Annotated in this window: 14 protein-coding genes; 7 read left to right on the forward strand and 7 right to left on the reverse strand. The window is 65.4% G+C overall.

Going from position 1 to position 19013, the window contains the following annotated elements; translation table 11 throughout:
* Window positions 1-53 precede the first annotated feature (53 nt).
* The 6 genes from preA to HAV18_RS19885 all read left to right on the forward strand — a co-directional run bounded on the left by preA (window position 54) and on the right by HAV18_RS19885 (window position 7982).
* Complete coding sequence (gene preA, locus HAV18_RS19860; protein WP_166958881.1) at window positions 54-1373, forward strand: NAD-dependent dihydropyrimidine dehydrogenase subunit PreA; 1320 nt, start codon at window positions 54-56, stop codon at window positions 1371-1373.
* A gap of 101 nt (window positions 1374-1474) precedes the next feature.
* Window positions 1475-2983, forward strand: a complete 1509-nt coding sequence (locus HAV18_RS19865) for an NCS1 family nucleobase:cation symporter-1 (protein ID WP_166958883.1) — start codon at window positions 1475-1477, stop codon at window positions 2981-2983.
* A 61-nt stretch (window positions 2984-3044) separates the two neighbouring features.
* On the forward strand, window positions 3045-4502 hold the full coding sequence (gene hydA, locus HAV18_RS19870; protein ID WP_166958885.1) for a dihydropyrimidinase: 1458 nt from the start codon (window positions 3045-3047) through the stop codon (window positions 4500-4502).
* A gap of 347 nt (window positions 4503-4849) precedes the next feature.
* Window positions 4850-6124, forward strand: coding sequence for a NupC/NupG family nucleoside CNT transporter (locus tag HAV18_RS19875; RefSeq protein WP_166958887.1), 1275 nt, complete (start codon window positions 4850-4852; stop codon window positions 6122-6124).
* Window positions 6125-6163: 39 nt separating this feature from the next.
* Entirely contained in the window at window positions 6164-7480 is a 1317-nt protein-coding gene (gene deoA, locus HAV18_RS19880; RefSeq protein ID WP_166958889.1) for a thymidine phosphorylase, read from the forward strand.
* A gap of 112 nt (window positions 7481-7592) precedes the next feature.
* A complete protein-coding gene (locus HAV18_RS19885; RefSeq protein ID WP_043185533.1) occupies window positions 7593-7982 on the forward strand; it encodes a cytidine deaminase in 390 nt (129 codons plus the stop codon).
* 26 nt (window positions 7983-8008) lie between these two features.
* On the opposite strand, the gene HAV18_RS19890 is transcribed toward HAV18_RS19885, so the two are convergent.
* The 4 genes from HAV18_RS19890 to msrB form a co-directional block, all read right to left on the reverse strand.
* Entirely contained in the window at window positions 8009-9124 is a 1116-nt protein-coding gene (locus HAV18_RS19890; RefSeq protein ID WP_166958891.1) for an aromatic ring-hydroxylating dioxygenase subunit alpha, read from the reverse strand.
* 253 nt (window positions 9125-9377) lie between these two features.
* Entirely contained in the window at window positions 9378-10073 is a 696-nt protein-coding gene (gene msrA / locus HAV18_RS19895; protein WP_166959708.1) for a peptide-methionine (S)-S-oxide reductase MsrA, read from the reverse strand.
* Window positions 10074-10196: 123 nt separating this feature from the next.
* Window positions 10197-12092 (reverse strand): cytochrome c biogenesis protein DipZ, encoded by a 1896-nt coding sequence (locus HAV18_RS19900; protein ID WP_166958893.1) that lies wholly within the window; start codon window positions 12090-12092, stop codon window positions 10197-10199.
* Window positions 12093-12127: 35 nt separating this feature from the next.
* A complete protein-coding gene (gene msrB, locus HAV18_RS19905) occupies window positions 12128-12673 on the reverse strand; it encodes a peptide-methionine (R)-S-oxide reductase MsrB (RefSeq protein ID WP_166958895.1) in 546 nt (181 codons plus the stop codon).
* 978 nt (window positions 12674-13651) lie between these two features.
* On the opposite strand from msrB, the gene HAV18_RS19910 reads away from it, so the two are divergent.
* A complete protein-coding gene (locus tag HAV18_RS19910; protein ID WP_166958897.1) occupies window positions 13652-14686 on the forward strand; it encodes a YhcG family protein in 1035 nt (344 codons plus the stop codon).
* 34 nt (window positions 14687-14720) lie between these two features.
* On the opposite strand, the gene HAV18_RS19915 is transcribed toward HAV18_RS19910, so the two are convergent.
* The 3 genes from HAV18_RS19915 to HAV18_RS19925 all read right to left on the reverse strand — a co-directional run bounded on the left by HAV18_RS19915 (window position 14721) and on the right by HAV18_RS19925 (window position 19011).
* A complete protein-coding gene (locus HAV18_RS19915; protein ID WP_166958899.1) occupies window positions 14721-15101 on the reverse strand; it encodes a hypothetical protein in 381 nt (126 codons plus the stop codon).
* Between the two features lie 43 nt (window positions 15102-15144).
* Window positions 15145-16302, reverse strand: coding sequence for a HEPN-associated N-terminal domain-containing protein (locus tag HAV18_RS19920; protein ID WP_166958901.1), 1158 nt, complete (start codon window positions 16300-16302; stop codon window positions 15145-15147).
* A 705-nt stretch (window positions 16303-17007) separates the two neighbouring features.
* Window positions 17008-19011 carry a UvrD-helicase domain-containing protein gene (locus HAV18_RS19925; protein ID WP_166958903.1) on the reverse strand — a complete coding sequence of 668 codons (2004 nt, stop codon included), beginning with the start codon at window positions 19009-19011 and terminating at the stop codon, window positions 17008-17010.
* Window positions 19012-19013: the final 2 nt, after the last annotated feature.

Consider the following 19013-nt stretch of genomic DNA (forward strand, 5'->3'; position numbering starts at 1 on the left):
GCCAAACGCACCACGAGCACAACGAACACGACCCCACTCTCACGGAGCCGAACATGGCCGACCTTCGCTGCACCATCGCGGGCATCACTTCGCCGAATCCCTTCTGGCTGGCGTCCGCACCGCCGACCGACAAGGCCTACAACGTGAACCGCGCATTCGAGGCGGGCTGGGGCGGTGTCGTGTGGAAGACGCTCGGGCTCGATCCGCACGTGGTCAACGTCAGTTCGCGCTACGGCGCCGTGCAGTGGAACGGCCAGCGCATCGCCGGGCTGAACAACATCGAGCTGATCACCGACCGTCCGCTCGACGTGAACCTGAGAGAGATCGCGCAGGTGAAGCGCGACTGGCCGGATCGCGCGCTGATCGTGTCGCTGATGGTGCCGTGCAACGAGCGGGACTGGAAATGGATCCTGCCGCTCGTCGAGGATACGGGCGCCGACGCGGTCGAGCTGAACTTCGGCTGCCCGCACGGGATGAGCGAGCGTGGGATGGGTGCGGCGGTCGGGCAAGTGCCCGAGTATGTGGAGATGGTCACGCGCTGGGTGAAGGAAGGCACGAAGCTGCCGTGCCTCGTGAAGCTCACGCCGAACATCAGCGATATCCGGATGGGGTCGCGCGCCGCGTACAAGGGCGGCGCGGACGGCGTGTCGCTGATCAACACGATCAACTCGATCGTCGCGGTCGATCTCGACCACATGGCGCCGATGCCGACCGTGGACGGCAAAGGCACGCACGGCGGCTATTGCGGGCCGGCGGTCAAGCCGATCGCGTTGAACATGGTCGCGGAGATCGCACGTGATCCGGAAACGCCGAACCTGCCGATCTCCGGCATCGGCGGCATCTCGACGTGGCGCGACGCGGCCGAGTTCATGGTGCTCGGCGCCGGCAGCGTGCAGGTGTGCACCGCCGCGATGCATTACGGCTTCCGGATCGTGTCGGATCTGGCCGACGGGTTGTCGAACTGGATGGACGAGAAAGGCTACGCGACGCTCGACGACATCCGCGGCCGCGCGGTGCCGAACGTGACCGACTGGAAATACCTGAACCTGAAGTACGACATCAAGGCGCGCATCGACCAGGACCGCTGCATCCAGTGCGGGCTGTGCCATATTGCGTGCGAGGACACGTCGCACCAGGCGATCACGCGCGAGAAGGACGGCGTGCGCCACTACGAAGTGGTCGATTCGGAATGCGTCGGGTGCAATCTTTGCATGCATGTGTGTCCGGTCGAGCAATGCATCACGATGGAGCGTGTCGATTCGGGTGACTATGCCAACTGGACCACGCATCCGAACAATCCGGCGAGCGCGGATGCGGGGGCGAGTGCAAGCGCGGCGGCGGCACCCGAGAAGCACGCGAAGAAGGCTGCCTGACCGGCGTCCGGCGATGCAGGCCATCCTGCACCGCTGCCTTTCGTTCCACCCGGGCCGGCATCGCACGATGCCGGCGCTGACGTTTTCGTGGAGTACGCTCGATGAATCACGCAGCGAATCCCGCCGATCCCGATAGCGCCGCGGCGCAGGGCGGCAGCCTGTACAACGACGACCTCGCGCCGACCACGCCGGCGCAGCGCACGTGGAAGTGGTATCACTTCGCGGCGCTATGGGTCGGGATGGTGATGAACATCGCGTCGTACATGCTCGCGGCCGGGCTGATCCAGGAAGGCATGTCGCCGTGGCAGGCGGTGACGACCGTGTTGCTCGGCAACCTGATCGTGCTCGTGCCGATGCTGCTGATCGGCCATGCGGGCGCGAAGCACGGGATTCCGTACGCGGTGCTCGTGCGCGCGTCGTTCGGTACGCAGGGCGCGAAACTGCCGGCGCTGTTGCGCGCGATCGTCGCGTGCGGCTGGTACGGGATCCAGACCTGGCTCGGCGGCAGCGCGATCTATACGCTGCTGAACATCCTGACCGGCAACGCGTTGCACGGCGCCGCGCTGCCGGTCGTCGGCATCGGGGGCGGGCAGCTCGCGTGCTTCCTCGTGTTCTGGGCGCTGCAGCTCTACTTCATCTGGCACGGCACCGATTCGATCCGCTGGCTCGAAAGCTGGTCCGCACCGATCAAGGTCGTGATGTGCGTGGCGCTCGTGTGGTGGGCGACGTCGAAGGCAGGCGGCTTCGGCACGATGCTGTCGGCGCCGTCGCAGTTCGCGGCGGGCGGCAAGAAGGCCGGGCTGTTCTGGGCGACCTTCTGGCCGGGCCTGACCGCGATGGTCGGCTTCTGGGCGACGCTCGCGCTGAACATTCCCGATTTCACGCGCTTCGCGCATTCGCAGCGCGACCAGGTGATCGGACAGTCGATCGGGCTGCCGTTGCCGATGGCGCTGCTGTCGGTGGTGTCGGTCGTCGTGACGTCGGCGACCGTCGTGATCTACGGCAACGCGATCTGGGATCCGATCGACCTGACGAGCCGGATGACGGGCGTCGGCGTGGGCATCGCGCTCGTGATCCTCACGCTCGACACGATGTGCTGCAACCTCGCCGCGAATCTCGTCGGCCCCGCGTACGATTTTTCGAGCCTGTGGCCGAAGGCGATCTCGTACCGCACGGGCGGGATGATCACCGCGACGATCGCGATCGTGATGATGCCGTGGAAGATCCTCGCGACGACGGAAGGCTACATCTTCACCTGGCTCGTCGGCTATTCGGCGCTGCTCGGGCCGGTGGCGGGGATCCTGATGGTCGACTACTTCCTGATTCGCGGCACGCGGCTCGACACGCGCGCGCTGTTCGACGAACGCGGCGGCTTCAGTTACGCGCGAGGCTGGAACCCCGCCGCGCTGGCCGCGCTCGCGGTCGGCGTGCTGCCGAACCTGCCCGGCTTCCTGCACACGGCATTTCCGGCGTCGTTCCCGAACGTGCCGGCGTTCTTCAACACGCTCTACACGTACGCGTGGTTCGTGGGCCTCGTGCTGGCGTCGTGCGTGTACGGCACCTGGATGAAGTGGCGCGCCGGACAGCGCGCGCAGATCGCAAGCGCATGACGCGCGCGATGCATGTGACGTGTGTGATGCGGCAACCGACAGTCAACGAGGAGGCAACCCAATGGCAATCCTGATTCGTGGCGGCACCGTGGTCGATTCGGACCGCTCCTATCGCGCCGACGTGCTCTGCGCAGCCCCGGAGGACGGCGGCACGATCCTGCAGATCGCCGAGCAGATCGACGCGCGGGCCGGCGCGAGCGTCGTCGATGCGCACGACCAGTACGTGATGCCGGGCGGCATCGATCCGCATACGCACATGGAACTGCCATTCATGGGCACGACCGCGAGCGACGATTTTTATTCGGGTACGGCCGCCGGGCTCGCGGGCGGCACGACGAGCATCATCGACTTCGTGATCCCGAGCCCGAAGCAGCCGCTGATGGACGCGTTCCGCGAATGGCGCGGCTGGGCCGAGAAGGCGGCGGCCGACTACGGCTTCCACGTGGCCGTGACATGGTGGGACGAGAGCGTGCATCGCGACATGGGTACGCTCGTGCGCGAGCATGGCGTGTCGAGCTTCAAGCACTTCATGGCGTACAAGAACGCGATCATGGCCGACGACGAGGTGCTCGTGAACAGCTTCTCGCGTTCGCTCGAACTCGGCGCGCTGCCGACCGTGCACGCGGAGAACGGCGAGCTCGTGTTCCAGCTGCAGAAAGCACTGCTCGCGCGCGGGATGACCGGGCCGGAGGCGCATCCGCTGTCGCGGCCGCCGGAGGTCGAGGGCGAGGCCGCGAACCGCGCGATCCGCATCGCTCAGGTGCTCGGCGTGCCTGTGTATATCGTGCACGTGTCGTCGAAGGATGCGGTCGATGCGATCACGCGCGCGCGCAGCGAAGGGCTGCGCGTGTTCGGCGAAGTGCTGCCGGGCCACCTGGTGATCGACGAGGCCGTCTATCGCGATCCGGACTGGACGCGCGCGGCCGCACACGTGATGAGCCCGCCGTTCCGCTCGGCCGAGCATCGCGAGGCGCTGTGGCGCGGGCTGCAGGCGGGGCAACTGCATACGACTGCAACCGACCACTGCGTGTTCTGCGCGTCGCAGAAGGCGATGGGCCGCGACGATTTCACGAAGATCCCGAACGGCTGCGGCGGTGTCGAGGATCGCATGTCGGTGCTGTGGCATCACGGCGTGAATCACGGCCGCATCACGCCGAACGAGTTCGTGCGGATCACGTCGACGAACGCCGCGCAGATCTTCAACCTGTATCCGCGCAAGGGCGCCGTGCAGGTGGGCGCCGATGCCGACCTCGTCGTGTGGGACCCGTCCGCGACGAAGACGATCTCGGTGAAGACCCATCACCAGCAGGTCGACTTCAACGTGTTCGAGGGGATGACGGTGCAGGGCGTCGCCACGCACACGCTCACGCGCGGCGCACTCGCATGGGCCGACGGCGAATTGCGCGCCGTGCGCGGCGCGGGACGCTACCTGAAGCGCCCGCCGGCCGCCAGCTACTACGAGGCCGCGCGGATCGCGAACCGGTTGCGCGAACCACATCCGGTCGAGCGAGCCGGCTGAACGTTGCGTATCGTGCGGGGCGTGTCGGGTCGAACGGCACGCACCGCGCGCTTGAGCCTGCGTTCACACGCATGCGGGCACTGCTTCCGCCCGATCCTTCCGCTTTTCCGCATCCCGTCAACTCTCTCAGTATTTGGGACGGATCGTCGCGTGATCCCGTCTTGCCGATCTCCCGGTACGTAGAAGAACTGAGCAAGTCGACGACACACGCGACGCCGCTCGGACGCGGCCATTTTGTTTGCGTTGTCGACGTGCATGCCGGCGAGTAATATCCACCGACGGCGATGCGCCGGCGTGCCGCGCCGCCCGCCGAACATTCAAACAACATTGAGAGCAAGGAGTACGAGGTGGATATTCTGCGCAGTCTCCTGGGTATGCTGTTCCTGCTGCTGGTGGCTTATCTGCTGTCGAACAACCGGCGCGCGGTGAGCGGCCGGACCATGGTCGCCGCGCTGTGCACGCAGTTGGCGATCGGCGCGCTGGTGCTGTTCGTGCCGTCGGGCCGCACGGCGCTGGCGGCGGCCGCGAACGGCGTCAATCGCGTGCTCGACATGGGCAATCACGGCATCGCGTTCGTGTTCGGCGGGCTGGTCGACAGCAAGATGTTCCAGCTGTTCGGCGACGGCGGGTTCGTGTTCGGCCTGCGCGTGCTGCCGATGATCATCTTCGTGACCGCGCTGATCGCGGTGCTGTACTACATCGGCGTGATGAAGTGGATCGTCGCGATCCTCGGCGCCGCACTGGCGAAGGTGCTCGGCGTGAGCCGCATCGAGGCGTGCTCGGCCGTCGCGACGATCTTTCTCGGGCAGAGCGAGATGCCCGCGCTCGTGAAGCCGTTCGTGCGGAACATGACGAGCGCCGAGATCTTCACAGTGATGGCGAGCGGCATGGCGTCGGTCGCGGGCTCGGTGCTGGTCGGCTACGCCGGCCTCGGCGTGAAGATGGAATACCTGCTCGCCGCATCGTTCATGGCGGTGCCCGGCGGGCTGCTGTTCGGCAAGCTGCTGTTTCCGACGGTCGAGCCGAGCCGCGTCGTGGTCGACGGGCTCGACTTCGACGACAAGCGCGCCGCGAACGTGATCGAGGCGGCGGCGTCCGGCGCGTCGGTCGGGCTGCGGATCGCGATCAACGTCGGCGCGATGCTGATCGCGTTCGTCGGGCTCATCGCGCTGATGAACCTCATCGTCGGCGGCGTGGCCGCGCTCGCGGGCTTTCCGCAGATCACGCTGGTGGGTATCATCGGCCACCTGTTCGCGCCACTCGCGTGGATGATCGGCGTGCCGTGGCACGACGCGATGCTCGCCGGCAACTTCATCGGCGAGAAACTGATCTTCAACGAGTTCGTCGCGTACGGCGACCTGTCGCCGTACCTGAAGGGCAGCGAGCACGTCGCGGCGGCGGGCCTGCAGGTGCTCGACCCGAAGACGCTCGCAATCGTGTCGTTCGCGCTGTGCGGCTTCGCGAACTTTTCGTCGATCGCGATTCTTGCAGGCGGCTTCAGCGCGGTCGCACCCGAGCGCCGCTCGGAAGTCGCGCGGCACGGCCTGCGCGCATTGACGGCCGCGACGCTGTCGAACCTGATGAGCGCCGCGATTGCGGGCCTGTTCTTCTCGCTGCATTGAACCGAGCAGTAGACTCCGACCGATCGAGGAGAGGCAACGATGTTTTTACCGCAGGAATTCATTCGCCGGAAGCGCGACGGGCAGCCGCTCGATCGCGACGGGATCGTCGCATTCGTGCGCGGCGTGACCGACGGCAGCGTGACCGAGGGCCAGGTGGCCGCGTTCGCGATGGCCGTGTATTTCAACGACCTGAGCACCGACGAGCGTGTCGCGTTGACGCTCGCGCAGCGCGACTCGGGCGACGTGCTCGACTGGCGCACGCTCGATCTCGGCGGGCCGGTGATCGACAAGCATTCGACCGGTGGCGTCGGCGATGTCGTGTCGCTGATGCTCGGGCCGATGGTGGCCGCGTGCGGCGGCTACGTGCCGATGATCTCGGGGCGCGGGCTCGGCCATACCGGCGGCACGCTCGACAAGCTGAGCGCGATTCCCGGCTACGACGTGACGCCCGATACCGACGCGTTTCGCCGCACGGTGCGCGACGTCGGCGTCGCGATCATCGGGCAGACGGCGCGGCTGGCGCCGGCCGACATGCGCATCTATGCGATTCGCGACGTGACGGCGACCGTCGAATCGATCGCGATGATCACCGCGTCGATCCTGTCGAAGAAGCTCGCGGCCGGGCTCGACGGGCTCGTGATGGACGTCAAGGTCGGCTCCGGCGCATTCATGCCGACCGCCGGGGAGTCGGCGGAGCTCGCGCGCAGCATCGTCGACGTCGGCAACGGCGCCGGCATGAAGACGACCGCGATCCTCACCGACATGAACCAGTCGCTCGCGCCGTGCGCGGGCAATGCGCTCGAAGTGGCGTGCGCGATCGACTACCTGACGGGCAAGTCGCGCCCGGCGCGCCTGCATGACGTCACGATGGCGCTGTCGGCGGAGTTGCTCGTCACCGGCGGGCTGGCGCGCGACGTCGCGGCGGCGCGCGTGAAGTTGCAGCACGCGCTCGATTCGGGGGCGGCGGCGGAACGCTTCGCGAGGATGGTCACGGCGCTCGGCGGCCCCGCGGACCTGATCGATGCACCCGCGCGTCATCTTGCGCGGGCGGAGGTGATCGTACCGGTTCCGTCGCGTGCGAGAGGCGTGGTGCAGCGGGTCGATTGCCGCGCGCTCGGGCTGGCGGTCGTGGCGCTCGGCGGCGGCCGCACGCGCGCGGCGGATGCGATCGACTACAGCGTCGGCCTGACGGCGCTCGCGGAGATCGGGCAGCGTGTCGAAGCCGGCCAGCCGCTCGGTTTCGTGCATGCTCGCGACGCCGCTGCCGCCGCGCATGCGGTGGATGCGATCCAGCGCAGCTACGTGCTGGGCGAGACGGGCGACGTGCCGCCGACCCTCTATCAGCAGATCGGCTGACCGATCGCACGGCGCGGACACCGGCGATCGCTTCACGTCACGGGCTTGTCGTGACGGCCGGGATGCGACCGTGACGATGCATCCCGGCACACACAATCGGAGGCACGACGAGATGGAACGACACGAACTGATCGAAGCGGCGAAGGCGGCGCGCGAACGCGCGTATGCGCCGTATTCCCGCTTCAAGGTCGGCGCGGCGCTGCAGGCGCGCGACGGGACGATTTTTCACGGCTGCAATGTCGAGAACGCGTCTTACGGACTCTGCAATTGCGCGGAACGCACGGCGATGTTTTCGGCCATTGCGGCCGGGTATCGCCCGGGGGATTTCACGCGGCTCGCGGTCGTGGGCGACACGGACGGCCCGATCGCGCCGTGCGGCGCGTGCCGCCAGGTGATCATCGAGATCGGCACGCCCGACATTGAAGTAATCCTGGCCAACCTGAAAGGGGCCGTCGAGGTCACGACGGCCCACGCATTGCTGCCGGGCGCGTTCCGGTTGTAACGGCGCGCGACGGCGCGCCGCTCGCGTCACGCGCCGTCGCGCGCTTCGCGGATCGGGATCACCGTGCGCGCGCCGCACTGCCGCAGCAGGTCGCGCAGTTCGTTGATGACCGGAAACACCTCGTGGTTCCAGTCGGCGCCCTGGCGATCGTGTGCTTCCTGCTCGCGCTCGACGATCCAGCGATCCTCGCGGAAGATGCGCTCGGTGAACCAGACGAGCAGCGGCCACGCGAGATCGAGTGCGAACGGTATGCCGGGCTTGTGGATCGACAGCAGTCCGAACGTGCGGTTGGTGCGCTGCTCGGCGTCGAGCGGTACGTAGACGATCCACAGGTCCATCACGAGCGTGCCTTCGCTCGAGCGGATCTGCAGCGTCTGGTACGGATAGCCGGTACGCACCGTCATCACGCTCTTGTCCGCCTGCTCGCCCGGCTTCTTGCTCGCGCCGAACACGAGCGCCTCGCCGACCGGCTGCTTGCCTTCCATCCGCGCGAACGTGTAGTCGACCTCGACCCAGTCGTCGCCGCGGCGCCGGCCGACCGAGCGCGCACGCATCTGCCCCATCTGCTTGCGATGCAGGAACTGGTGGTTCATGTCCATCAGGTTCTCGTGCATGAACGAGTAGTGGCACTTGACCTCGCGGCCGAAGCGGCGCGTCTTGAACGCGCGGTCGTCCGCCGATTCGAGCGCGGGGAACGGCCGCGCGTCGGCGAGCGTCGCGTCGCCCGGGAACACGAAGATCAGCCCGTGCGCTTCGCGGCACGGATACGCGCGCACGCCGTTGGGCAAGCGCTCGCGGCCGAGGTACGGCACGTCGACGCAGCGGCCGCTGTCGCACGCGTAGGTCCAGCCGTGATAGCAGCAGCGCAGCGTCTCGCCGCTCACGACGCCCGCGTGCAGCGGCACCTGGCGGTGCGCGCAACGATCCTCGAGCGCGTACACGGCGCCGGATTCGGTGCGCACGAGCACGATCGGATCGCCGGCGAAGCGCACGCCGAGTGTCTTGCCGCGTTTCAGCTCGCGCGACCACGCGAGCGGATACCAGTGATCGGGATGAATCGGCACGCGGCGCAAATCGCGCACGACCGCGCCGGCAGAGGGTTCTCCAAGGGTGCCGCTGTCTGGGAAGGGCACTGCTCGCATGCGTGACTTCTCCGTGCTGGAGTGGGATTCCGGCCGCCGCATGACGCGGCGGGGATCTGGAGCAGTCTACGCGAAGTTGCCTGTCGCGGCGGACGCGATGCGGGTTTGCCCCGGCACGGCGGCCGCGGTTTCGTTGATGCGGCGCAATTCGGGCCGAACGCGGCGCGCCGGCCGTGCGCGGCCGCTCGGGCCTTGGCCGCACGGCGGGCGTTACCCCGTCAACCCTTCACCCCGACGCGCGGCCGCGTGGCGGTCACGAGCGCGCATCGCGCCACAGCACCGCGTCGGTGCGGTACAGCGTCGGGAAGTACTGCTTCAGCCCGGTGATCTTCGGCATGTCGTTGTACGCGATGTACGGCGCATCGGGGTGCAGCTCGAGGTAGTTCTGGTGATAGGCCTCGGCCGGGTAGAACCCCTTGTAGTTCTCGACGCGCGTGACGACGGGCGCCGGAAACACGTGCGCGGTACCGAGCTGCGCGATGTACGCGGTCGCGACCGCGCGTTGCTGCGCGGTGGTCGGGAAGATCGCCGACCGGTATTGCGACCCCTCGTCGGGGCCCTGCCGGTTGAGCTCGGTCGGATCGTGCGCGACGGAGAAGAACACCTGCAGCAGCCGGCCGTACGTAATCTGCGTCGGGTCGTAGACGATGCGAACCGATTCCGCGTGCCCGGTCAGCCCCGAGCCGACGAGCGCATAGTGCGCGGTTTCGGAAGCGCCGCCCGCGTAGCCGGCCGTGACCTGCTTCACGCCCTTCACGTGTTCGAACACGCCTTGCACGCCCCAGAAGCAGCCGCCGGCGAACACGGCCGTCTCGTCGTGCGATGCGCCGGGCGTTTCGTCGAGCGTTGGCGCGGGCACGGTGCGCATCGGTTCGGCGGAGTTGACGATGCGCTGGTAGCCGAACACGGCGAGCGCCGCGACGACGATGGCGCCGATGCGGCGCAGCATCGCCGTGCGCCGTTGCGGCGCGGGGCCGCGGGGAGAGGTGATGTTCACGGTGGGCTCCTTCGGAAGGCGGAATGGAAAGCGGGTGGCCCGGAGGCGGCGCTGGTGCACCACCTCCGGCCGGGATCAGCCGAACGTGAACGCATACGCATTCACGCCGGGATCGAGAAACTCGATCGCGAAGGTGCGATCGGCGATCGCGCCGGGCTGCCGCACCAGCTGGTACAGGCGTTGCCCGGTCACGGTGCCGTAGCCTTGCGCGTCGACGTCGCTGCCGTGCGCATCGCCGGGTGCCGCGCCGTCGAGCGTCACGCGAAAGCGCACCGGCTTGCCGTCGCCGCCGGGGCCGAGCACCAGGTGCAGGTCGCGTGCATGGAAGCGGTAGACGATGCGGCCGGCCGGCGCCGCGAGCGTCGCGCGTTCGGCGCCGACCCGCCACATGCCGGCGAGGCCCCAGTCGTTGAGATCGGGACGGGCCGGCTCGGCGTAGTGGTACGCCGCATCGCGCACCACACCGCCGGGCGACACGAAATCCTCGGCGCGTGCGTAGCCGACGTAGGTCTCGGGCGAGCGGACGTCCGCGCTGTCGGCTGCCGCGAGCGCACCCTTCGCGGGCGCGCCGGCGAGCCCGAGCGGCACGTTCAGCGCTTCCGGATGGCCGGCCTCGGCGAGCAGCGACTGGATCGCGCGCTCCGATTCCGCGTACTCGCCTTCGCCGAAGTGGTGGCGGCGCACGCGCCCCTGCGCGTCGACGAAGTAGTGCGCGGGCCAGTATTCGTTGTTGAACGCGCGCCAGATCGTGAAGCGGTTGTCGATCGCGACCGGGAAGTCGATGCCGAGGTCGTGCACGGCCTTCTTCACGTTGCCGATGTCGCGCTCGAATGCGAACTCCGGCGCGTGCACGCCGATCACGACGAGCCCGTACGGCGCGTACTTGCGCGCCCACGCGGTCGTGTACGGCAGCGTGCGCAGGCAGTTGATGCACGAATACGTCCAGAAATCGACCAGCACCACCTTGCCGCGCAGGGCGGCCGCCGTCAGCGGCGGCGAGTTCAGCCACTGCACCGCGCCGTCGAGCGACGGCAGCGTGCCTTCGACGGGCAGCGCGGCAGGCGCATGCGTCGTATCCACCGCGCGCATCATTGCGCCGCCGGCCTGCGCGGCATCGGCTGTCGCGGCCATCATCGCGCCGGCTGAACCGTTCGCGGCGCCGTTTGCCGGGCTGTCCGCCGCGCTTTCTGCCGCGTTTTCCGCCGAACCGCCGGCCGTGGCCATCGCCGCCGGCGCGCTGTTCGAATGCCCGCCGAGCCGGTCGACGAGCTTCGTCTCGAGCCCGCCCGTCGTGACGGTCGACAGTTGGGCGAGCGCGCCCGTATCGAGGCCGAGCGCGATCGCGCCGACGCCGGCCAGCAGCGCCGCGCCGATCCCGCGCTTGATCCATTCACCGGCGCCGAGCGAGCGCTTCATCGCGGCGAACACCTTGCCGCCGATCACGAGCGCGACGCCGAGCGACGTCGCCGCGCCGGCCGCATACGCGACCAGCAGCAGCGTCGTGCCGACGCTTGCACCGCGCAGCGCGGCGCCGGTCAGCACGAGCCCGAGGATCGGGCCCGCGCACGGCGCCCACAGCAGGCCGGTCGCGACGCCGAGCAGCAGTGACGACGCGGGGCCGGCCGGGCGGCCGTCGCGTTGCGCGAAGCCGGTGAGCCGGTTGCCGGCGGCGACCAGCGGGCGCGTCAGGTGCTCCGCGAGGCGCGGCATCAGCAGTGTCAGGCCGAATACCGCGAGCAGCACGATGGCGACCCAGCGGCCGGCCTGGTTGGCTTGCGCGACCCAGCCACCGCCGACGGCCGCGAGCGTTGCGACGACGGCGAACGTGAACGCCATGCCGGCCAGCAGCGGCAGGCCGGTGCGCACGAACGGCTGGTCGGCACGCGCGAACACGAACGGCAGCACGGGCAGGATGCACGGGCTCAGGATCGTGAGCACGCCGCCGAGGTAGGCAAGGACGATGAGCAGCATGGTGCGTTCTCCAGTCGGTCAGGAGTGGGGCCGGATCAGGCGACGGCAGGGTGGAAGGCGAGGGCGAGGCCGTTCATGCAGTAGCGCAGGCCGGTCGGCTGCGGACCGTCGTCGAACACGTGGCCGAGATGGCCGCCGCAGCGGCGGCAGTGCACTTCGGTGCGGATCATCCCGAACGACGCGTCGGTATTGGTGGCGACCGCGTGGTCGAGCGGCTTCCAGAAGCTCGGCCAGCCCGTATGGCTGTCGAACTTGGTGGCCGACGAGAACAGCGCGAGGTCGCAGCCGGCGCACGCGAACGTGCCTTGGCGGTGCTCGTCGTTCAGCGGGCTGGTGTACGGCCGCTCGGTGCCGGCTTCGCGCAGGACCGTGTACTGGGCAGGCGTGAGCCGGCGATGCCATTCGGCGTCGCTGAGGGTGACTTCGAAAGGGGCGGCCATCCGCGGGGCGGCCGTCTGCGGGGTGGCTGGCGACGCGGCGAACGCGCGGCCGACCAGCGCGCGGCGGCCGACGGACGACAGGGTCGCAAGCGCGGCGAGGCCGGTGGCGCCGGCGAACAGCAGATGTCTGCGGGTAGGCATGATGGGCTCCTGGCAGCAGGTCCTGGAAATATGCGCCCATCGTAGTCAGCGGCCGGTGTCGAAGTCCTCACGGAAAGTTAAATGAATCGTGAAGGTTGGGGTGTTACGTTGGGGTGCGGTGGAGTCCGTCTGGGCTCCAACCGGCAAGGGCCTTCGGGCGGGGGAGTCGCTGATGTTTATCGAGCACCTGTTCGTGCCACGATTTTTAGTGTCTTTTTAGTGTGCGCCGAGTGGCGCGGCGAATCCGGACTTTGGCTCGCCGATCGAATCGGACCGGGACACGTGCGTTGTTTGACTGCGGTCGCGAATCACACCGCGCGTCTGATGCGCATTGATAGACGGATGAGTTTGCAAGCTAGGGCGATCGACGCGTAGTGCGCGTGTGGACGCGGAAGTTTGACAGTTTTTTGCGTAGAAATTTCAGGGGGCGAGTTAGGACGTGCGCGGTTGTGCAGTAAAAGAGGGGCACGATGCGCTCCGCCGAAGTGGTCCATGTCGAGGCAGGATCCGGCGGAATGAAGGGGAACATAGCAAGGGCTATGTTCCCCTTCATTTTGGGACGTAGGCGAAGCGCCCGCGTGCGCGGCACACCGCCCTAGGGGGAATTGAGCGCTCCCGCCGCGGCGATCGAAAAGCGGTGCCGTCACCGTTCCGGCGCCCCGGTATTTCTGGCGCGGGCGACGACGCGTCGGTGGGCGGGTTCATTGGGCATTGCGTCACACGCGGGCCTGGAGGTTCTTCGATCAGGGCGGGGCGGCTGGAGAGGCGGCTTCGTCTCAGGCGGTGCTGAAGCTCAATTGCGAGCGCCCACATTTAGCGCGGTGAGAGGCGAGGGCCCCAGCGGGCAGGTGGCTGAATTCTCTCCGCGGTGCGGAGAGAATTGGGGCGCGCCCGGCAGGGTTCCGCCGTTGCTCAGATTCCGGTAACGTGGGCGCTGCTGGCGCGCGCCGGCCCGCCGATTCCTCCATTCCTAACAAGATGACCGAACTCGTCCCTGCATCCCTCTTGACCGACATCCGCCGCATGATTGATTCGGCGCGCGCCCAGGCGGCCGCGGCCGTCAACGCGGAACTGACCCTCCTTTATTGGCAGGTCGGTCGTCGCATTCGAGATGATGTGCTGGGCGGGGAGCGCGCGGGTTACGGACAACAGATCCTCGCCGCGCTCGCACGACAACTGAGAGGCGAGTACGGCCGGGGTTGGAGCGAGCAGCAATTGCGTCACTGCATCCGCGCGGCCGAGGTGTTTCCTGATGAACCAATTCTCTCCGCACTGCGGAGAGAATTGAGCTGGACCCATCTGAAGATGTTGATGTACGTAGACGACCCGCTCAAGCGCGACTTCTACATTGAGCTCTGCCGTCTGGAGCGCTGGTCGTCGCGGCAGCTGCAGGAGCGGATGCAGTCGATGCTGTTCGAGCGCAGTGCGCTGTCGCGGCAACCCGACGAAGTGATTCGGCGCGAAGTGGCGCACCTCCGCGACGCGCAACAGATGACGCCTGACCTCGTGCTGAAAGATCCGTACATACTCGATTTTCTCGGCCTCAATGATCACTACCTCGAGCGCGATTTCGAAGATGCGATCCTGCGCGAGATGGAACAATTCCTATTGGAGCTAGGTGCCGGCTTTACATTCGTCGCGCGCCAGAAGCGGTTGCTGATCGACGACGACGACTTCTATCTCGACCTGTTGTTTTACAACCGCAAGCTCAAACGCCTTGTCGCGATCGAACTGAAGCTCGGTTCCTTCAAGGCCGAGTACAAGAGTCAGATGGAGCTGTACTTGCGCTGGCTCGCGAAGCACGAGCAGGAGCCGGATGAAGCGCCGCCGATCGGCATCATCCTGTGTGCTGGCAAAAAACAAGAACAAATTGAATTGCTCGAGCTCGGCAAAAGCGGTATTCACGTCGCCGAGTACCTCACGGTGCTCCCGCCGCGCGAGACGCTACAGGCGAAGCTGCATCAATCAATCGCGGCGGCACGTGCACGGCTCGACGAAAAGCGCGAGTCGTGATGACAGGCCGACATCATCAGGACGAATGTCTGGGCTACTGAGATTGCACGATTGAGCGGCTTTCTTGGGGATACCGTTTCGCCCAGTCCATGAATCTTTCCGAATCGCCTTCGAAGGAAAAGAACGCCAAGCCGCGGAGTTCCGCGCTCTTCAGAGTGACATCGACTAAACCTGTCGCTGTCCTGACGACGGAGTGCGGCATAACCCAGACTACGGTCCATTCGTCGGGATGCAGCATCAGGAACCCGCGTACGACCTGACCTCCGTGTTGGATGACGTAGGCATCCGCGTTCGCGTGGCATTGCGCAGGCTCCGCTTGCGTATAGGCTTTTGCCGTAAGAGGTTCGCCTTTGCGATCAAGCAGCCAGCGGGCAACTGCTGCATTCACCGCAGCGAGGTATTCGGATTCTGTCATGTCAGTGCTTGCCGCAGATATGGGGCAGAGTGTGTGCGCATGGTCAGCGGCCAGCCCGGACATACTGCACTCCATGATAGGTAGCCAGATAACGATCCTCCGGAAACACGACGAGATTTTTGCCACCTGCTTTGACGGCACTGGGGTAGATCAAGCCAGCCAACCTGGTGTCTTTTCCAGCGTCAAACACTTGGGCGAGGTACTCGCAGACCACCTGCGAGGGAACATAGTCGATGTGCTCGCGCCCGTCCTTGGTGACGGGGACACTGATGGTCTCGACAAATTCGTGTATGAACAAGGCCTTCTCGCGCGCATCCTTCTGTTCTAGGTCGAACACCGACGGCATAGAGGGTAACGCAGTCAGATCGATGACTGTGAGGTGCCTTGTCAAGGTAAATGCGGCCGTGAAGACGGTCCGACTCGATCGCTCCGGGACACCGATCTCACGCCGGGCGGTGGCCTTGTCAAACGATATATAGAGATAGGGGATGCCGGCAGGATTCATGCGTCCTGCGGTCGTAAATGCCTTCGGTGGTGGGCCTATCTGATCGGCGGTTGGCTCCCACGTCTGGCCACGATGACGTATGCGGGCACGGTACGCCTCCGTCCCTGCCGCGAGCGTGAAAATGGCTGGGCGCAGATGTTCAGCAATCGCCGGGAGCACATCGGCGATGTCAATGTCATAAGGCGATTCCGCTTCACGCGGGGTATTGGCAAAATGAAAGCGCGTCTCGTGCTTGACCGTGTAACAGAACAATTTCCAGGCACCGGAAAGCATTTCATGCAAGTGACTGCCGGCCCAGTGGCCGTCAGCAGCGGGGACAAAATAGTCACCGTTTGCTTCAGCCTCGATTACAGCATCCACAAAATCAGGATGACCGCTGAAATCAAGTTGATCCAATACGTCATCGATACTGATCGATGGAATGATGAAACCGCCATCGTAAGGTACTCCTCCTGAGGCGGGTTCGCAGTAGTAAGTGTGTATCGTGTCGAATATCGCCTTCATCACCACCTCAGCCTCGGCAGCAATGTATTCAGTGCCCTGACGCTCGCAGTAATCGCAGGTGTTAGAACCGGCGTTGTCTTGAATCAGCGCTTTGAGATAGGCGTCGTCCACGCAGTTGGCACACACGTAGGTATCGGGTGCCGACCAGCCGCGCTCCTGTGCGTCCATCCATGCAGTCTTGGCCAAACCCATATCGCCTCCTTTCATGGTTATCGTCCGGTGGACGTGACGCCGGGACTCGCCAGCGTTGACTACCTGGGTTGCGTCGTCATAGTAGAGCGCGGATGGTGAGATCTTCCGTCTTGCTGACGTTGCTCATGGCGATCCGACTCATTTAGTGAAAACAGAAAATATCTTTGCCGCCGAAATCCGTCAGCGGACGATTGCAAAAACGAAGACCTTATAGCGTCCCACTTTCATATTTTTTGATCAAGCCGACCAGAGGCACATCACGTAGGTTGACGGGCAGTGTCCACGCGATGACGGGCCAGATGAACCGGGCGAGGGCGGTCTCCTTCCCGCTTTGGTACGGATGCGGCGCGGTCTTTTGAGAGACAGTGGAGAACATGATGAGGAACATGTAGGACCCCCGGAGCGCTCGTCGCGCTGATCGTTGGGCTGACGTGGCTGAACGCCGACCTCGGCTGTAAGTTGCGTTAGTTCAGTGGATAGTCTCCCGATCGCGAACAAGGCTGCTCGGGGCTGCCGATCGGGGACGAGGACTCAACGCAAATCGGTGAACAAATTCCATGGCATGAGCGCCGCGCAGTCGTCGGCGGTTGCGGCGAGCGGTAACTCGCGAAAAGCCAGACCAGATAACGATAGGGCTCGACGCCATTCGGCTTGCACTTCACGCCGAAATTGTCTCAGGTCCGTAAAAAATCCATAGCTGTACGCCTAGACTGGTACCTGCGCATCTGAGCAGCAATCAATGACAGTCCAACCTCGACCCATCAGCGTGTCGAGTTCCCCAGGCCCAAACGCATCCTTTCGCATCGCCAAGCACAGCAGATGGGTCGGGCGAGTCATCGCGACGTAATGTAACTTGAGCCGCCCGAGCATTCTCGGGCCTTCAGGGACTTGGCGGCCCCTGGCGTTTGTCGAAACGCCGCCCGACTTCGTGCCCAGCAACCATGGCTTGAGTTCGCTTAGATGATGCGCGTGGTAGAAACTGTCGAGGACGAGCGTCGCCGTGTGCGTTTCGCCCTTCACCGCATGGATCGAGCTCAGCCGAATGTGTACTTGTGGTGCGTAGGGCGGATAAGCAAACAAATTATCGGTGCGCGCGGCGATTGCAGCTTCGGCCTCAGCTACGGCCTGAGCCTGCGGCGGTGCTAAGAAGGTGGCAACATCCTCCCCAAGCACCTCTGCGCCGCTCAGTTGCCGGATCACTGCCTCGATATGGGCTTGTGCTGCCGCCGCACAGAGCGCAGGGGTGATATCGCCTTGGTGCGTCAGGATGATCTCTTGCAATGCGAGATATTCGCCTCTTGCATCGCTATCGCCAAGCATCTCGACCACCCGGCGATGAGGCGATTTTCGTGCGCTCGCCCCATATGGGGCGCCGGCAAGCTCGCTGGCAGTGAGGAGCGCCGCCGCCACGGCGTTGATAAGCCTATCCGTGTTTCCGCTGCCAGCCATCTCAAAACGAGCCCGCGCAAGGTATTGGGCGAAGCTGCTCGGCGTGGACTCCTTCCGAACGCATGCCGGGTCGTAACCGGGCATATAGTGTCCCATCGCTCGCGGGATGCGATCGTCGCCCCCGGGTTCGTGAACCCCAGCCACTGCAGTGAACACTCCGTTTTCCAGTACAGCCGCGTCGAAGCTATCCAGCAGATGCTGGCCATAGCGCTCCAGCACTCTCTGGACCGACCCGTCATCGAAAAGGAAGATTGCCGACGCCTTAGGATCGGCGCTGAGGTGATCCGGTGGACCGGCGCCGATTAGCGCATGCGGCGTAACCCCAAATCCCTTCACTTGGTCCGCAAGATTCTGATCAAAACGGTAGCTTCGTGGCATCGGATGTACAACAGCGCCTGGAAACTGGTCCGTCGTGGCGCCGCTCTCGCTGGTGCTTCCGTAGATGGCCTGGTTGGAGTCGCCGAAACGCTGACGGCGCGACGGCGCGTCGCCGCTGCAAAAGATGCGGTGCAGCAGCGCCGATTGTGCCTCACTGTTGTCCTGAGCCTCGTCGATGAATACCAGCGGAAAGCGCCGACGTAGCACTGGAATCGTCTCAGGATGCCGATCAAGCAATTCGCAGGCCCATACGAACATTTCGTCGAAGCAGAAATATCCCTGTTCGCTCGACTGGCGACGCGCATCGATGATCGCTTGATATGTAGGCGTCTGCGGTCCGAAACGGCCTGTCTTGCCCCCGCCATAGTCAGTCTGGTCGTAAATCAGGCAGGTTTCGCTCAGATTTGCCTGCTGCAAAGCCCAGCGCCGATTCGCGGGTAGCAGGTTCCACCGCTTCGCAAGTGCAATCCTGGTATCGATGCAGCGCACTTCGACTCCTTTCGACCGGAGCCAAGGCAGCGCGAGATACTCGTTCACAAACGCGTGGATCGTGCCGACGAAGTGCGGGTAGCGTGTCAAGGAGACACCCGCCGCCGAACTGCTGAGCTTCGCGCTGATTTCGTTGCGCGCGGCATTGGTATGCGACAGCACGCAGATGCCCTGCTGACGGCTTGGCCAGCGCATCGCTATAACTGCGAGTTTTGCGACCAACAAAGTCGTCTTGCCACTTCCCGGGCATGCCTCGAAGTCGATTGTGTCGAGTCGCAGCATTGCTCGGAGTCGGCTGTCATCACCCTCGATAGCCGCAAATCCGGTGGGGCCAAGCCCCATCAATTCCGCTGCCCAGGTAACGTCTTCCTCGCGGACTAGATCGTCGTACATCA

It is taken from the genome of Burkholderia sp. D-99 (genome assembly GCF_011605345.1).
GTDB lineage: Bacteria > Pseudomonadota > Gammaproteobacteria > Burkholderiales > Burkholderiaceae > Burkholderia.

Bases quoted from the DNA above. Each gene is read 5' to 3' on its own strand.
- HAV18_RS19885 (WP_043185533.1), top strand. From the start codon at position 7,593: ATGGAACGACACGAACTGATCGAAGCGGCGAAGGCGGCGCGCGAACGC.
- hydA (WP_166958885.1), top strand. From the start codon at position 3,045: ATGGCAATCCTGATTCGTGGCGGCACCGTGGTCGATTCGGACCGCTCC.
- preA (WP_166958881.1), top strand. From the start codon at position 54: ATGGCCGACCTTCGCTGCACCATCGCGGGCATCACTTCGCCGAATCCC.
- deoA (WP_166958889.1), top strand. From the start codon at position 6,164: ATGTTTTTACCGCAGGAATTCATTCGCCGGAAGCGCGACGGGCAGCCG.
- HAV18_RS19920 (WP_166958901.1), bottom strand. From the start codon at position 16,302: ATGGGTTTGGCCAAGACTGCATGGATGGACGCACAGGAGCGCGGCTGG.
- HAV18_RS19900 (WP_166958893.1), bottom strand. From the start codon at position 12,092: ATGCTGCTCATCGTCCTTGCCTACCTCGGCGGCGTGCTCACGATCCTG.
- HAV18_RS19925 (WP_166958903.1), bottom strand. From the start codon at position 19,011: ATGTACGACGATCTAGTCCGCGAGGAAGACGTTACCTGGGCAGCGGAA.
- HAV18_RS19890 (WP_166958891.1), bottom strand. From the start codon at position 9,124: ATGCGAGCAGTGCCCTTCCCAGACAGCGGCACCCTTGGAGAACCCTCT.
- HAV18_RS19910 (WP_166958897.1), top strand. From the start codon at position 13,652: ATGACCGAACTCGTCCCTGCATCCCTCTTGACCGACATCCGCCGCATG.
- HAV18_RS19865 (WP_166958883.1), top strand. From the start codon at position 1,475: ATGAATCACGCAGCGAATCCCGCCGATCCCGATAGCGCCGCGGCGCAG.
- msrA (WP_166959708.1), bottom strand. From the start codon at position 10,073: ATGCTGCGCCGCATCGGCGCCATCGTCGTCGCGGCGCTCGCCGTGTTC.
- HAV18_RS19915 (WP_166958899.1), bottom strand. From the start codon at position 15,101: ATGACAGAATCCGAATACCTCGCTGCGGTGAATGCAGCAGTTGCCCGC.
- msrB (WP_166958895.1), bottom strand. From the start codon at position 12,673: ATGCCTACCCGCAGACATCTGCTGTTCGCCGGCGCCACCGGCCTCGCC.